Raw genomic sequence first — 15,063 nt, forward strand, 5'->3', positions numbered from 1 at the left:
TCATCACTTTATAGTGATGTACGTATACCCGCTGTACCAAAATGACGCTTTTTAACCTACCACTCCGGCTCGAAAGGCTACAAACCATTTGACGGGCTTAATTCTGTTGTAGCCAGCGCTGAACGCCCTTTGATGCAGAGTCAATTGCGCCTGCCAGATAGCCTGAGAACTGCGGCGACCATTCACTGGCAATACCCGTTATCTCGCCAGTCCATTCTCCCCTGGCGGGCAGTTGCTCAGGCACTGCGTGCCCGGCTTCCTGCAGGAGATCAAATTCCGTTGCAGTAAACGGATCGGCCGACCAGTCTTTTATATACTCAGCCTCAGGCTCTGCCGCATCCTGGCCAAATAAACGCACAAGTTGCTCCCGGCAGAGTCCTTTGAGCACAGCTTCAGTGACGGTCCGCCTCGATTTTGCCGGTACGCCAATAAAACCAAAAAGCACTATTTTACCCGAATCTGGCTCGGATACGTCGTGGATCTCAACCATTGGCCCCACGCGGCTCCCTGCATTCCCTGAAAGCTGTCGTGCATGCAAAAAGTCTGTTTTATATACAGCGACATATTTCGCATGGGGAGCCATCCATGTCGGGGTTTTCCGCCAGTTTGAAAGCAGTCGTTCCGGCATCGCCGGTTTGAAATCTATTTCAGCTGCCAGGGCAGGAGGCAAAGCGAGGAAAACATGCTCACCGTAAAACACGGCTTTATTACTGCCTTCTGACCGGGTATGGACCTGCACTTCCTTACCGGACCGGGAAACAGCCACCACCTGATGGCCGGTTTTAATCTTCTCAACCGGGATCTGATTTTTGAGTGCCGCCGTCAGCGCCTGCATTCCTCCCTTCAGCCTGAAAGACGCCGGGGAGCTCTCCCATGCCGGGTAGCGTTCGGGGGGAATATTCAACTGGCGTTCGTAGAGCATGTCACCCGGACGGCCATGCGCTATTGTCGAAAGGTTGAGCCGATCAATCAGGTGCGCGAAGTCCGGCTGAATATCAGGCCAGAACCACGCTGCCCCCATATCTACAGGAAAACCTGCGGAGGTGCCCGCCAGTTCCAGGCCTGACAGCACGCGGCCGCCCGTTCTGTCACGGGCTTCAAGTATTACATAATCCACGCCCGCTTTTTCAAGAAGCGTGGCGGCATAAAGGCCGCTTATACCCGCACCAATAATAACAACGCTCTGCTTCAAAATGTCGCTCCGGTAAAGGTTATCGGGCTGAGATGTCCCGTTTTCAGATAAAAAAGTGCACCAGAGGCGGTGGCCATCAGAGCAGGCATATCGCCCGGTGGAAACCGCAGCCAGCTTCCTGCCTCATAGCACCCTTCCGGCGCGCCAAGTTGCCCTTTCAGAAGAAGGAGTTCTGCACCACCAACAAGCGGCGCCCAGAAGACTCGCTCGCCCGGAGCAAGCTTCTGGAGCAGAACGGTTTCAGAAGGACCGGAGAATAAGGAGCAGATTTGTCTTTGCGGCTGACCGTGCCAGTTAGCAGCCTCCTGCGTATTTATCCGGACCGGCTGGCGTTCATCGGCAGACATCTGACGCAGCTTGACGAAAATGGTTGTGCCGTCGCGGCTTGAGGGTTGGTGAGACGAACCGTCCGGACTGCGCAGGTACCAGCCGGCGGGGTGATCGACGCCGTTTTCGGTAAAAGTCCCCTCGAGCACCAGAATCTCCTCTCCGCCGGGATGGCTGTGTGCAGGAAATTCGGATCCGGGCGCATACCTGACGAGGCTTGTTGCGCGCGCCTTCTCATGACCAATCCGGTCAAGCATTATGCGTTCAACGCCGGGCTGGGGTGAAGGTACCCACTGATAATCATCCGGAGTAATTATCGCACGCTGCGAAAAATCAGAATTCAGTAACATCATAGTTAGTGATTAGACGGCCCCATAAAGAGCCGTCTGCAGGCCTATTTGTTTGGCAGGTTATCGTACACATCCAGAGCACGCGCGGTATACGTCAGCGCTGCGCCGGTGTTCAGGTTAATGGCAACAGCCAGCGCTTCGGCGATCTCTTCACGCGTCGCACCGTGCTTAACCGCAGCGTCCACGTGTACGGCCAGGCAGCCGTCACAGCGGGTGGTCACGGCTACGGCCAGCGCAATAAGCTCATGAGTTTTAGAGTCAAGGTGCTTGTTTTCAGATGCACCCTTATCCATCTGCTGAAAGCCTTTCATAAACTCAGGCTGCAGTTTGGCAAATTTTCCAATGGTGGCGAGCAGACCACTGCGATATTCGTTCCAGTTTAAGAACATTCAAAACTCCGGTTTATTGTCTCAGGAATCATTAATTAAATGACGTCGTAAATACATCCGTTTTAACAACCGGCCTGTAGTCACTGTCGTTGAAGGCGATTATCAGTAAGCCTGACAGCATCAACAAATCAGATAATCTTGCGGAGCAGAGAAGAAATTCTATGTCGTAGCTTGTCGAGAAATAACCATTACGCGCCCGGGATGACTGCCGAGGCGGCGTAATGCCTGAGGGGGACAGTTTATGAACGATCTAAGACGACATCCTGAAGAAGCCAGTCATGAAAAACTTTTACTTCATCACGCATGACTTTTTGCTGCGGGGTGACCAGATAATAGGACCATCTGAGCGGCCACCGGTGGTCGGGATGCAGCTGAACCAGCTGCCCTGTTTCGATAAGGTTCTTCACCAGAGCATACCGGACAATAGCTACACCCCTGCCGCTCAAGGCCGACAGGATGACTGCGGAGGTGGAATTAATATGCAGCCCGCTTTCCAGCGCTTCGTGTGCACCGACCGCCATCAGTACATCATCCCATGACGGAAAATCCGCCCCCGGATGCGGCGTGTCATCGTGTATAAGTTTTTGCGTGGCGAGCCATTCACTGCAGGCCATTTTCCCGGGTGGCAACAGACGCGGGCTGCAGACCAGCACGGCTTCTTCATCCATCAGCCAGGTTTTATTCACGCCTGGCCAGTCGCCCTGACCGCAGCGAATACCGATATCCGCTTCCCCGTGTGATACGTCCATCAGTTTTTCGGTGACGTTAAGCCGCAGATCGATACTTTCGTTAGCTTCTGAAAATCGGTTCAGGCGATCCATCAGCCAGTTCATCACCAGTACCTGAGATGCCGTCACCACCACCACCGAGCGCGACCGGCGACCGCGAAGCTTGTTTAGTCCGGTTTCAAGTTTGTCGAGTCCCTGCGTGATGTCCTGTAGCGCCTCCTGCGCTTCGTCAACCAGCGTCAGCCGCTCTTTTCCTGAGCGGGTGCGGTGAAGAAGCGGGTGCCCTACCCAGTCTTCCAGCGAGCGTACCAGCTGGCCAACTGCAGCGGGCGTAACGCCCAGCTCCTGTGCCGCGCCGGTAAAGCTGCCGTGCCTGGCGGTGGCTTCAAAAGCGTGCAGCCATTTAAGTCGGTTTAGCGATCGCATTATGGGCATCCTGATTCATAATTTTCCTCAGTATACGCCAGCGAGAAAGATTTTCTTTCCTGAGTCGCAATTTCTTCTCAGTCGTCAATCATACGCCCGGGTGGCATTCTGATTTCACACGATGAGGAGCACGCCTTTTCATTAATGACAACCATATGAATTCAAAGAGGTTAGCGATGAACGCATCTTTTGCTGGTAAAAAACTGTTAGTGGTCGGCGGTACAAGCGGTATGGGCTTCGAAACGGCGAAGCTGGTTCTGAAAAACGGTGGAAGCGTTGTGCTGGTTGGCAATCGTCAGGACAAAGCCGAGCAGGCCCGCCAGGCGCTGGCTGCGGATGGTCAGGTCTCCATCATCGTTGCCGACCTGATGAAAGAAGAAGGTATGCAGCACGTTGTTAATACTATCAATGCTGAACATAAAGATATCAGCCTGCTGGTGAATGCAGCCGGTGTGTTCTTCCCTAAACCTTTCGTCGACAATGAGATGTCCGACTACGACATGTATATGGACATTAACCGCGCGACCTTCTTCATTACCCGCGACGTGGTACGCAATATGGTCGAGGGCGGTATCAAAGGTTCAATCGTCAATATCGGTTCAATGTGGGCCCAGCAGGCTATTGGTGCTACTCCTTCTGCTGCATATTCGATGGCTAAAGCCGGTCTGCACGCGTTGACTAAAAACCTGGCCATTGAGCTCGGCGGAAACGGCATTCGTGTTAATGCGGTTTCTCCGGCCGTCGTACACACACCAATTTACGAAGGCTTCATTCCAAAAGACGATGTGAAGAATGTGATGAATAGCTTTGACAGCTTCCACCCGATCGGTCGCGTGGGTACGCAGGTCGATATCGCTGAAACCGTTGCCTTCCTGCTTTCTGACAAAACTGGCTGGGTCACCGGTGCTATCTGGGATATCGATGGCGGCGTGATGGCTGGCCGTAACGCCTGATGACCATGCCGCACGCGCTTACCCGCGTGCGGCACTGGAGTAATTATGCAAATCCAGACTGCGCATTATGACCTTGTCTCCACCTGGCAGGGGGGCATGGCCAGCCGGACGCTCTGCCAGTGCCTTTCCTCAGACAACGATCCGCCTGCACTGCAAAGTCACGTTATCGATTCCGATGAACCGGTTTCGCTGGGTGGCGAAGGGCTGGCTCCTGACCCTCAGGAGCTAATCCTTGCTGCGTTTAATGCCTGCATGATGGCTTCTTTTATTCAGGAAGCCAGAGCTGAGGGTTTCGTCCTTACCCATCTTGCAATACACACTGACGGGCACCTTCCGAAGAGTATACCGGCATTCGGCGGCAGAGCTGCGGAGGATGCTTCCGGCAGGCTTAAGTATGTCATCCACGTAAGCGGTGACGGCACGGTACATCAGCTTGAAGGGATTCATCAGCGAGTGATTAACGCTTCCCTGAACCGGTGGTTACTGGCCCAGAATATGCTGATCGAAGGTGACTTAGTACAGTGCTGACGCGGCTGGAGCGTTCTGCACATCTGTCTGGTGATAAAGAGACAGTGGAACCCGTTGCAACCGTTGTCGCCTGTAACAGGCGTGTCTCGTTTTCTTGTCGTCCTCGCCATCTGATAATCCCCATTATTAACGGTGCAATTAATGAACAAAAAATATCGCGCTATGCAGATCGTTGCTCCCGGAGTGCTGGAAATGACAGAGCGGCCGATACCCGCTCCCGGTCCGGATGAGGTGCTCATCAGGATTGAAGCGTGCGGAGTATGCGGTGCCGATCTCCGGGACGCGGAAAAAGCGCCGCAGGAGGGCCAGCCGGGCCGTATACCGGGTCATGAAATCGTCGGATTTATTGCCCGGAAGGGGGACAGCGTGCCCGATATCTGGCAAACCGGTCAGCGGGTAGGAATCGGGCGACTGGGCGGGTACTGTCAGCACTGCAGGCCCTGCCGCAGCGGACTGTTTCATCTCTGTGAAAACCAACTGACGCCGGGTCTCAGCTGCGATGGCGGCTACGCAGAGTACGTTGTCATGCGCCATACCGCGCTGATAGCCATACCCTCAGCGCTCTCTTCCGTGCATGCCGCACCCATCCTTTGCGCCGGTACCGCTACTTTCAACGCGCTGCGTAATTCTGGCGCCATGGCAGGCGACCGGGTGGTGGTTCTCGGAATGGGGGGGCTTGGCCACATGGCCGTTCAGTACGCCTGTAAAATGGGTTTGGAGGTGACTGTGATTGCGCGGGGGAGTGAAAAAGAGCGAGCGGCCTTTGAGCTGGGTGCGCATCACTACATTGATGCACTCGAGGAAAACGCACCAGAGCGCCTGAAAAACAACGGGGGTGTGGATTTTATTGTGGCAACGGCACCGGCTTCAGATACGGTTTCAACCCTCCTGTCCGCCCTGGCCCCAAGGGGAAAAGCGATACTGCTGGGTACCGGACAAACGCCGCTGCAGATCACGCCTGGTATGATGATCGGCGCTGAACGTACCCTGACAGGATCCTTCGTCAGCACACCAGTGCAGACTGAGCGCGCACTGCAGTTCAGCCACCTCTTTCAGGCTTTACCCGTTACAGAACCGCTGACCTTTGAGCGTGCAAACGAGGCTCTCAACAGACTCAGGATGGGTCAGGTCCGCTACCGGATAGTACTCACCATGAATCAGGATAATTAATCACATGTCCGCAGAACATTTCCTGCCTGTAGCAGAGCAGAAAAATAATATTATTCGTCTATCGGCCGCTCAGGCTCTCGCTGGCGCTAACTCGGTGGTCTTCTACGCCACGGGCGCCATTGTCGGCAACACTATTGCTCCCAGCGGCGCGCTGGCAACGTTGCCCATCACCATGTTTGTTATAGGAATGGCGGCCTGCATCCTGCCATTAGGCGCACTGGCGCGAAAGAAGGATCGTAAGGCCGCATTCATGGTCGGCACCGGAGCGGGCGTTATTACCGGCCTGGCTGCTGCCCTCGCCGTCGTCGTTGGCTCATTCCTGTTATTTTGCATTGCTGCATTTTTGGGTGGTGCATATGCAGCCGTTGCGCTCAGCTTTCGTTTTGCCGCTACGGATGGCGTCACGCCCGAACGCCGCGCCCGGGCTCTGTCGCTGGTTATGGGGGGCGGAGTAATTGCTGGTGTGGTTGGTCCTATGCTGGTTTCAGGAACGATGCACCTCTGGTCGCCTCATACCTTCGCCATCACATTTCTCGCTCAGGCTATCGTAGCCGTCATTTCGGCATTCATACTCAAAGGCGTCAAAACTGCGGAACCGGTCGGTGCGATAAAAACGGGTGGACGGCCTTTACGCGAAATTGTTCGTCAGCCTGGATTTGCCAGAACAGTGTTCAGCGGTGCGGTAACCTATATGGTGATGAACTTCCTGATGACGGCAGCACCACTCTCGATGCATATGCACGGCATTTCTCAGCAGGCGTCCAATCTCGGCATCCAGTGGCATGTTATTGCCATGTACGGTCCGGGTTTTTTCACCGGCAAATTAATCAACCGCTTTGGCGCCATGCGTGTCGCCGCTGCGGGTCTGCTTATTACTGCAAGCTCAGTCCTGGCCGGTCTCGGTGGAACCGATATTTTCCACTACTGGCTTTCGCTGATTCTGCTGGGTCTGGGCTGGAATTTTGGCTTCACCGGCGCATCGGCGAAGATCATTGAATATCACAGTCCCGATGAGAAAACCCAGGTCCAGTCCCTGAACGATTTTGTGGTGTTTGGGGTGATGATCGTTGGATCATTTTCTTCAGGTGCTCTGCTCAGTCTTTACGGCTGGAACGCCGTGCTGTGGGGATCCTTAATTCCCATCGGGCTAGCATTTTTAGCTATTGTTAACGAGTTGCGGGCAAAACGGCAGAATAAATCCAGCTTCTGAGGCAGTTTTATCTGCTGCCTGGAAGCAAGTTATGTTGATGTAAAAGGTATCTAAAGCCCAAAGTCCAGAAGCATGACTTTGGGCATACTTGTCTCTTGTTCATTTTACCCACATTAAAGGAGGCAAGAAGCTTCCCCAGTAAGATGATTAATTAATCAGGATTGTATTTTTAAATTTCTTCCTGCACAGACACCAAAAATAATCATAATTACAGAAAGAAGCACCCCAATATACAGGACTTCTGACCAGTTCCCGGTTAATGTATGTATTCTGCCCGCAACAGCAGGGCCGAAAGCACCAATTAAAAAGTTGACACATTGGGCCATGCCAGACAGTGAAGCAGCCTGCTGAGGGTTGGTACTTCTCAGTCCGATAAACATCAGGGACAGTATAAGAGCTCCCCCACTCCCCATACCAAACATAAATGCCCATGCATAAGAAAGATCAGGAATTAAAGCGAATCCAAGCAGCGCTACGCACTGGAAGAGGCATAATACAGCTGTAATAAATTTCTGATCTTTTCTTATGGCAACTATTGATCCCAGTATCAGACCCGGCACTATCGAAGCGCACTGCATGAAACCATGGATTGATCCTGCAGTTTCTTTAGAATTTCCCGCATCGGTTAAAACGGAGGGGAGCCAGGTCACAATTGCGTAAAATATTATTGAGTTGAGGGACATAAATATAGTGACCTGCCAGGCCAGCCATGAACTCCAAACGCTTTTTCCTTTCTTCATCGGCGTAGCCACGGCGCCAGCCTGCTTACCAGATTTATTCAGTCTGCTATACAGCAGTGCTAAGCCCAGAACAGGAAAAATTAATGTGCACGCCAGAGCTACTTGCCACCCGAATCTGTTCATTAAAGGTATTGCAGTTGCTGAAGTCACAGCAGCAGAAACCCCGATCGCCACCCCATACTTACCCGTTATACTGGCAACTTTATCTGAAAAATCGCGCTTTACCATCCCAGGGAGCAGAACGTTACCAACGGCAATGCTAACGCCTATAAGTAACGTACCGCTATAAAGCTGCCACTCCTGCCCCATAGAGCGAAGAATAATCCCTGACACCATGATTAAGAGTGCAAAAAATATAGTTTTTTCAAATCCAAATACTCTGGCAAGGTTTCCAGCAAACGGAGCAATCAGCCCTAATGCTACTAATGGTAACGTTGTTAAAAAGCCAGCCATTGTTGTAGTGAGATTAAATTCCGACTGTAATGTTTGAATCAAAGGTCCTACACCTAATATAGGTGCACGTAATGTTGTAGCAATTACAAGGATTACAGCCGTAAGCAATACAGGATGTACCATGCCTGACGGGACATCTAATTTGGTTTTCATGATTGGTCTCATTTCCAAGTTTGAAAACTAAAGATAGCTTTTTGGATATTCGTAGGATATAGATATTATGACTACTTATACCTAAAAAAGGACAATATTGTTCATGATCCCTCCAATTATGCCGCTGGAATGGAATTTCGATGAAGCGGAGACTTTCGGTCCTGTAGCTGGCATGAAAATCCAAGCTTCTGATAAAGAGGGATTTCCTTTACATAAACATCCTCAGGGGCAGCTTGTCATATCCTTAAAAGGAGCGGTGTCATGTGAAGTTGCTCACGAGTTATGGGTCGTTCCGCCACAATGTGGCGTTTGGATCCCCTCCAATACTCCTCACAGTATAAGCACGACTTCTGAAGCTAAATTATGCATGTTATACATCAGGCCAGAATCATCAACTTTGCCCGATAAATGCTGCACAATTGCAATTTCCCCACTTGTGCGTGAACTTATTTTAGATATTACAGATCAATTCTCAGAATATTCAGAAAATAGCTTAACTTATCGCAAAGCTTCAATTCTTCTGGAAGAACTCGCTACAATGCCTCAGGAGAATTTTTGCCTGCCCATTTCTGATGATCCAAGGCTGTATAAAATGTTAAAAACCCTCGCGGATAATCCCGATGACCGTCGCACGCTTTCTGCTTGGAGTAGCACGCTTGCAATGAGCCACAGAACACTTGCAAGGTTAATAGTAAAGGAAACAGGCCTGACATTTGGTAAATGGCGCCAGCAACTTCATCTGGTAATTGCATTGAGACAACTTGCCTCAGGAGAGTCGGTCCAAAATGTAGCTGGCCAATTAGGTTATGATTCGGTTAATGCATTTATCACTATGTTTAAGAAATTCACAGGAAAGTCGCCAGGTAAATACTTTCAATGAACGATTTTATCCTCGTCTGTTATAAAACACCCTCATACCATCACGCGATTTTACGAGCGTTAATAGCAAAAATGACACTCGGATGAATGAGCCTATGAGCATCGTCTGCTAACCAAAATAGATGAGAAGAGCGTCTAATGAGAATGAGCCAATAAACCTTACACTAAATACTATAAGCCATTGGGTGACTGCATTCATGTATTTTCGTTGGCTCGACGAAAAGTAACTATGCTGACTGATGCTGCCGATGAAGGTATAATACCATTAACAAATTTACCTTCTGTCTTTAATTAACACAAAAAAATTCAATATCACCCGCAAAAATGCTTGTGGGTGATATTTATTATATATTTAAAACTTATAAGTCAGAGATGCAAAGATCGACCTTCCTGTACCATACGCTCCCTGATCATAAAAACCCAGGACGCTGTAATATTGTTTATCAAACAAATTGGCAATATTAACTTGCGCAGTTAGTGCATCGCTAATGTCGTAACGAGCGTATAAATCTACTAATGAGTATGACCCCTGGTTAATGCGGACATCTTCATCGTTGTAGCTGATGTCAGTATAAGTTCTGTTCTGCCATCTCAGACCACCACCTACGCTAAGTCGGTTGTTAAAGATAACCGGTTTAAACGAGGTAAAAGCTTTAACCGTTGTGCGAGGTAACTGCGTATTGATGCTGCTGTTGTCGGCGGTGTCCATGACGTAACGTGTAAAACCTAAACTAACATCCCATCCTGGCATCAGGGTACCGTTAGTCTCAATTTCGAATCCTTTGCTAATGGCTTTATTAGATGCAACATAAGCCTGATCAGAAGAGTTATTCACATAATTCGAACCATCAGCAACGGCAATGTTAGATTGTTCAGTGCGGAATATGGTGAATGATGAAGTGAATTTATCGTCCAGCGTTGACGCTTTAACTCCTGCTTCATAGTTTTTGCCATCCAACGGCTTCAAATATGAGCCATCTTGATTACGATATGTCTGAGGGCTAAAAATTCCAGAATAGCTGGTATATAGCGAATAATAATCGTTGATATCATAAACGATGCCCGCGTAAGGTGTTACCTTACTTTGCGTAGTACTATCAGAGCCCGTTGTTCTCCAGTCAGTGAAACGTCCACCTAAAATAAGCTTGGCCTGATCCGTAAGGTTTAATCTGCTTGTTGCATACAGGCTGCGCTGATAAATACTCTCAGTACCCTCATCGTTGTAGGGTCCCCAATCAGGCTCAGCGACATCACCAATAAATGAATAGATATTTTCAACAGTGAATTTTTTTCTATCGGTTCCGTATGAGTGATTTCTTTGACGACTAGCGCTAGTCCCAATAACTAATTCGTGCTCTCTGCCAAAAAGCTCAAACGGGCCCTTAGCATATGCATCAGCAGAATAAACTCTACGAGAAGAGAGATATTTGGCTGAAGTATAAGTTACGTTTCCTGTTGAAGCATCGGGCGAATCACTAAACGACGCGAGTTTCTCATCCGCTTTAGTTTCTGAGTAAGAGCTGTTTACCTTGAATTCCCATCCATTATCTAAAAAGTGATCAAGAGTAATAAAAACGCGATTATTGGTAGCTGTCCAATGCGTCCAGTTAGGGGCGGTGTTAAATGATCGAGGCCAACTTATACGATTCCCGGCAGAATCAAGGTAGGACCATCCTCCCCATGTCGAGGCACTTGGCTTAGATTTCTGATAATCATATCCGATACTCAGTACAGTATTCGTACCCAAATTGGCATCGATCACACCGTAAAAAAGCTGATTTTTTTTACTGTATCTATCTAATTGTGAGTCTGCATCCTGGAGGGTTGTGATGAAACGCCCCCGAATATCGCCATCTTCAGATAATGGAGTGCTGACATCTAAGGTAGTGCGATATTGATTCCATGATCCGACACCTGCACTTACTGAGCCAGTAAACTCTCTGCTTACAGCATGTTTTCTTACCATATTCACAGTTGCGGAAGGGTTTCCCGTGCCTGTAAGCAAGCCATTTGCTCCTCTGACAACTTCCACACGATCATAAATGGATAGGTCCATATTTGTATCGAGATATGAACTTATTGAGCCTGTTGTAGTAGGCAATCCATCATAGGAAAGATTATCAATACGATATCCACGCGACCAGTAAGTATAACGTTCAGAATCATAACTGCTTTCAGATATTCCTGTCGTATTTTTAAGGGCATCACCAATTGATTGCATGTTCTGATCTTGTATACGTGCAGGTGTTATAATTGAAACTGATTGTGGCGTTTCTTTAATGGATAAATCCAGTTTTGTTGCGGCCGTAGACTTGTCAACCGTGTAGTTTCCCGAAGATTCTCCAGTAACAGTTAAAGTATCGTTACTATTTTCCGCATAAGTATAGGAGCCAAATGAAATCAGGCTTAATACACACGAGGCTTTGATTAAATTACAATTTATAGCTATTATTCTTCTCAACGCTAAATTCCTTTTGATTTATAGCAAGCATAAATATTTTGCACATTCTTAAATGTGATATTTAACTAAAGCATCACCTACATATAATTTAATTAATATTTAGTTTTTGCATGGCTGCAATATAAATATTTATTCATTCTCAATTAAATTTCAGGTGCGCTCTGGAGCACACTTTTTGCTTAAAAACAAATGATAATCATTCCCATAATCTATTGATTGGAAGCGATTCCTGATGTCGCGTTATCGACAAACTATATCGATAACGCGACAAATCAGCAGCCTGAAGCTGAGAAATGACTGAAGGTTCATGCAAGAGGTGTTGTTTTTTGGGGCACACTTGTACCCGACAAATAGGTAATTGAAGTGAAGGACGTCGCACGTGCATTCATCGTACAGCTTAATTTGGTACTTCATCTTCCTCATTAGTGATTAATGATTTCAGACGTATGGTGCAGAGCGTCATAGTAGAAATAACGCGCTGCACCCATTCAATTAACTCTGTCCCGGATAAGATAGGTAGCTCATTCCGGTGATCCATTCAGGCACGGATTCATACGCCACATAATCTGGTCGCGCGCCTTTCATTGCTCCCATTAGTGCAACCCAATTGAGTGCTTCGTGTCCTCCATGACCACCGCGTTCTTCCACCTCTGCGTAGGTCAAAGCACGCATGTATTCAACATCACCAGCTTCAAAACGCTCAAGCATTTCCCGGTCCCACTCTTCATTGACAAGTGGGTGACTTTTGCCGAGTGGCCATTCCATTTTGCTCATCATATCGATTTCATACTGCGCAAAATCAGTATAAAGAGAAGGATCGTTGACCAGGGCTTCTTTACCGATGGTTTGATAGACTTTCATGCGTTGCAGCAGTTCGTCATCTTCCGGTGCGCCTTCAGTCCAAACTGGCGGCCAGTGCGACAATCCACCTGTTGCCAGGAAATGAACATGGTAGTCATCTGGCAGCGAGTCAACTATCTCACGGACTTTAAGGCCCAGGTCATAAGCACGTGAATAAGGCATCAGCGGAGGTGAGAACACATTGATATAGACTGGTACGACGGGAATATTGAACTCAGGATTAATAAAATGAAGTGGCATCATGAGATTGTTACCATACTCAATGGCACCCATCCGTGTTGCTTCAAAACCGCCATGGATAAGCTTTTCGAGCAGTGTCGTTGCTATTTCTGCGTTACTGGCAATACTATGCTGCTTATCAAACTTTAAAGCTTCCATCATATATTCGGCTGGACCAATGTTGGCATCACTAATTGGCACAGCCAACGTTGGCATTAAATTACGGAAGTTGTTTTCGAAATGGTCATCAAGAAAGGCGATGATGAGATTAGGTTTAGTATCATCGATGCATTTTTTTAAGCGGCCATGAATATCTGCGAGTCTTTGGCGTTGTTCAACAGATGGAGCATCTGCCCAGCCTAGAGCACCTGGTACATGGGACATGCTGATAGCACTAACAATCTTAGCCATTTTGTTACCTCAATAATTTAGTGTTTTCCGCTATCGGAAATGAACGTCGGAAAGAGCCCTTTTCCACATTAAGCGGAAAAGGCTCATTATTAAATTAAGAAAAACAACCCTAAGAGACTTAATCTAATCAGAAATTATTACCAACTAGACTATCGTATTAGTCAGCTCACCAATTTCCCTCATCGACACAGTGACTTCATCACCCTTCGATAAATATTTAGGCGGATTGAAACCCAAGCCAACACCGGCAGGTGTTCCAGTGGCAATGACATCACCAGGTAATAAAGTAATGTTTTGCCCAATTGTTTTAATCAACTCAGGAATGTTGAAAATTAAGTCGGAAATAGAAGCTTCCTGGCGTTTTTCACCGTTAACTGTGCAAACAATCTTTTGCTCAGAAGGATGCCCGAATTCATCCGCTGTTATAATCACAGGGCCCATTGGACAGAAGCCATCAATACCTTTGCCAAGAATCCATTGGCTGTGCTGTTTTTGCAAGTGACGTGAAGTTAAATCATTCACCAGCGTATAGCCAAAGACATATGACATTGGATCATCTGACTCTTTCACACGCCCTTTCTTACCCAGGACTACTGCCAGTTCCGCTTCGTAATCAATAGTGTTGTAAGGATCCAGAGTACTATCAATACTGTCACCGGGTCCGCTGATCGAGGTAGACGGTTTGGTAAAGATAATCGGATGCGATGGCACATTTCCAGCTGCAGCGCTTGAGTCGTAACCGCTGTTACCAAACTCTTCTGCATGGGCATAATAATTTTTCCCGACACAGAAAATATTACGGCGGGTTTCGGGAATGGGCGCAAGCAACGTAACATCGCTCAGGTTAATGTCTGCCGAATGATTTCTTTCACTACAAAGCTCAAGTTCTACCTTCAGCTCTGAATATCGCTCGATGAGCACATTCATATCATTGGTTTTGACAATGCCTGATATGTCTACAATTTTTCCGCTTTTATTGATAAGGCCAATCTTTTTTTCACCTGACAGAATATAAGTCAACAGTTTCATACATCACCTTTTAATAAAAACATTTTAATCACGAGCACGCGCTATCGCTTCGACTTCAAGCAGAAAATCTTCTTTTACCAAGCGGTCCACTACCAATAAAGTATTTGGTGCATAATCAGAGGTTGCAAAGACTTTAGGAAAGAGTTCTTTTCGTTTCAACATAAACTTTTCAATATGCTGAGAAGCAACCAAATACGTTGTAAATTTAGCGATATCATTAAAATCACATCCTACTGCTTTAAGTACATCACTCAGGTTTTTGAAGACCTGATCAAATTGCGCGTCAAAATCGCCTTTTCCAACCACGCTTCCGTCCAAGCCAACGGACAGCTGTCCGGAAATAAAATAGAGATCGCCTGCACGGACTTTCGTCAGACTGGAATATAATCCCTGTGCGGGGCTGATGTTTTCAGGGTTAAGATATTCAACTTTATCAGTCACAATATAATCCTTCATTTCTAGGGTTTAATTAACAACTCAAAAATGGGCAACAGAACTCCCTCAGGGTAATATCCTGTAAGATTCAATTGCACACTTTGCTACAAAGATTCAGAGCCGGTATTTAATGAAAATTACCATCAAAA

Annotated in this window: 14 protein-coding genes; 5 read left to right on the forward strand and 9 right to left on the reverse strand. The window is 47.8% G+C overall.

Translation table 11 applies throughout. The features are described 5' to 3' along the window. Window positions 1–97: 97 nt before the first annotated feature. The 4 genes from C1N84_RS15850 to C1N84_RS15865 all read right to left on the reverse strand — a co-directional run bounded on the left by C1N84_RS15850 (window position 98) and on the right by C1N84_RS15865 (window position 3,412). Window positions 98–1,192: a flavin monoamine oxidase family protein gene (locus C1N84_RS15850; protein WP_058959241.1), complete on the reverse strand. Its 1,095-nt coding sequence runs from the start codon at window positions 1,190–1,192 to the stop codon at window positions 98–100. Next, complete coding sequence (locus C1N84_RS15855; RefSeq protein WP_082678093.1) at window positions 1,189–1,872, reverse strand: cupin domain-containing protein; 684 nt, start codon at window positions 1,870–1,872, stop codon at window positions 1,189–1,191. Before C1N84_RS15855 ends, C1N84_RS15850 begins: the two co-directional genes overlap by 4 nt. A gap of 41 nt (window positions 1,873–1,913) precedes the next feature. Next, window positions 1,914–2,258 (reverse strand): carboxymuconolactone decarboxylase family protein, encoded by a 345-nt coding sequence (locus C1N84_RS15860; protein WP_058959240.1) that lies wholly within the window; start codon window positions 2,256–2,258, stop codon window positions 1,914–1,916. 239 nt (window positions 2,259–2,497) lie between these two features. Then, a complete protein-coding gene (locus C1N84_RS15865) occupies window positions 2,498–3,412 on the reverse strand; it encodes a LysR substrate-binding domain-containing protein (RefSeq protein WP_058959239.1) in 915 nt (304 codons plus the stop codon). 176 nt (window positions 3,413–3,588) lie between these two features. Between C1N84_RS15865 and C1N84_RS15870 the strand changes: the two genes are divergently transcribed. From C1N84_RS15870 to C1N84_RS15885, 4 genes are all read left to right on the forward strand, one after another. Then, window positions 3,589–4,365 (forward strand): SDR family NAD(P)-dependent oxidoreductase, encoded by a 777-nt coding sequence (locus C1N84_RS15870; RefSeq protein WP_058959238.1) that lies wholly within the window; start codon window positions 3,589–3,591, stop codon window positions 4,363–4,365. 45 nt (window positions 4,366–4,410) lie between these two features. After that, window positions 4,411–4,893, forward strand: a complete 483-nt coding sequence (locus tag C1N84_RS15875; RefSeq protein ID WP_058959237.1) for an OsmC family protein — start codon at window positions 4,411–4,413, stop codon at window positions 4,891–4,893. 141 nt (window positions 4,894–5,034) lie between these two features. Next, window positions 5,035–6,063, forward strand: coding sequence for an alcohol dehydrogenase catalytic domain-containing protein (locus C1N84_RS15880; RefSeq protein WP_264441658.1), 1,029 nt, complete (start codon window positions 5,035–5,037; stop codon window positions 6,061–6,063). Window positions 6,064–6,067: 4 nt separating this feature from the next. Then, entirely contained in the window at window positions 6,068–7,273 is a 1,206-nt protein-coding gene (locus C1N84_RS15885) for an MFS transporter (RefSeq protein ID WP_394541668.1), read from the forward strand. Between the two features lie 155 nt (window positions 7,274–7,428). On the opposite strand, the gene C1N84_RS15890 is transcribed toward C1N84_RS15885, so the two are convergent. Further along, window positions 7,429–8,619, reverse strand: coding sequence for an MFS transporter (locus C1N84_RS15890; RefSeq protein WP_058959234.1), 1,191 nt, complete (start codon window positions 8,617–8,619; stop codon window positions 7,429–7,431). Between the two features lie 103 nt (window positions 8,620–8,722). Here C1N84_RS15890 and C1N84_RS15895 point away from each other — a divergent pair, with 103 nt between their 5' ends. Continuing rightward, window positions 8,723–9,499, forward strand: a complete 777-nt coding sequence (locus C1N84_RS15895; RefSeq protein WP_058959233.1) for an AraC family transcriptional regulator — start codon at window positions 8,723–8,725, stop codon at window positions 9,497–9,499. Window positions 9,500–9,850: 351 nt separating this feature from the next. On the opposite strand, the gene fhuE is transcribed toward C1N84_RS15895, so the two are convergent. The 4 genes from fhuE to C1N84_RS15915 all read right to left on the reverse strand — a co-directional run bounded on the left by fhuE (window position 9,851) and on the right by C1N84_RS15915 (window position 14,920). After that, on the reverse strand, window positions 9,851–11,959 hold the full coding sequence (fhuE, locus tag C1N84_RS15900; RefSeq protein WP_264441660.1) for a ferric-rhodotorulic acid/ferric-coprogen receptor FhuE: 2,109 nt from the start codon (window positions 11,957–11,959) through the stop codon (window positions 9,851–9,853). A gap of 492 nt (window positions 11,960–12,451) precedes the next feature. Continuing rightward, window positions 12,452–13,450, reverse strand: a complete 999-nt coding sequence (locus tag C1N84_RS15905) for a DODA-type extradiol aromatic ring-opening family dioxygenase (RefSeq protein ID WP_058959231.1) — start codon at window positions 13,448–13,450, stop codon at window positions 12,452–12,454. 144 nt (window positions 13,451–13,594) lie between these two features. Then, the gene (locus C1N84_RS15910) at window positions 13,595–14,479 is read right to left on the reverse strand and encodes a fumarylacetoacetate hydrolase family protein (protein ID WP_058959230.1); all 885 of its coding nucleotides are present in this window, start codon (window positions 14,477–14,479) and stop codon (window positions 13,595–13,597) included. Window positions 14,480–14,503: 24 nt separating this feature from the next. Then, window positions 14,504–14,920, reverse strand: a complete 417-nt coding sequence (locus C1N84_RS15915; RefSeq protein WP_153012250.1) for a RidA family protein — start codon at window positions 14,918–14,920, stop codon at window positions 14,504–14,506. Window positions 14,921–15,063 lie beyond the last annotated feature (143 nt).

It is taken from the genome of Pantoea sp. SGAir0418, assembly GCF_043529865.1.

What these genes read in the sequence shown, in the direction of transcription:
- C1N84_RS15865 (WP_058959239.1), bottom strand. Translation starts at nt 3,412, where the DNA reads ATGCGATCGCTAAACCGACTTAAATGGCTGCACGCTTTTGAAGCCACC.
- C1N84_RS15880 (WP_264441658.1), top strand. Translation starts at nt 5,035, where the DNA reads ATGAACAAAAAATATCGCGCTATGCAGATCGTTGCTCCCGGAGTGCTG.
- C1N84_RS15885 (WP_394541668.1), top strand. Translation starts at nt 6,068, where the DNA reads ATGTCCGCAGAACATTTCCTGCCTGTAGCAGAGCAGAAAAATAATATT.
- C1N84_RS15855 (WP_082678093.1), bottom strand. Translation starts at nt 1,872, where the DNA reads ATGATGTTACTGAATTCTGATTTTTCGCAGCGTGCGATAATTACTCCG.
- C1N84_RS15860 (WP_058959240.1), bottom strand. Translation starts at nt 2,258, where the DNA reads ATGTTCTTAAACTGGAACGAATATCGCAGTGGTCTGCTCGCCACCATT.
- C1N84_RS15895 (WP_058959233.1), top strand. Translation starts at nt 8,723, where the DNA reads ATGATCCCTCCAATTATGCCGCTGGAATGGAATTTCGATGAAGCGGAG.
- C1N84_RS15870 (WP_058959238.1), top strand. Translation starts at nt 3,589, where the DNA reads ATGAACGCATCTTTTGCTGGTAAAAAACTGTTAGTGGTCGGCGGTACA.
- C1N84_RS15875 (WP_058959237.1), top strand. Translation starts at nt 4,411, where the DNA reads ATGCAAATCCAGACTGCGCATTATGACCTTGTCTCCACCTGGCAGGGG.
- C1N84_RS15905 (WP_058959231.1), bottom strand. Translation starts at nt 13,450, where the DNA reads ATGGCTAAGATTGTTAGTGCTATCAGCATGTCCCATGTACCAGGTGCT.
- C1N84_RS15910 (WP_058959230.1), bottom strand. Translation starts at nt 14,479, where the DNA reads ATGAAACTGTTGACTTATATTCTGTCAGGTGAAAAAAAGATTGGCCTT.
- C1N84_RS15890 (WP_058959234.1), bottom strand. Translation starts at nt 8,619, where the DNA reads ATGAAAACCAAATTAGATGTCCCGTCAGGCATGGTACATCCTGTATTG.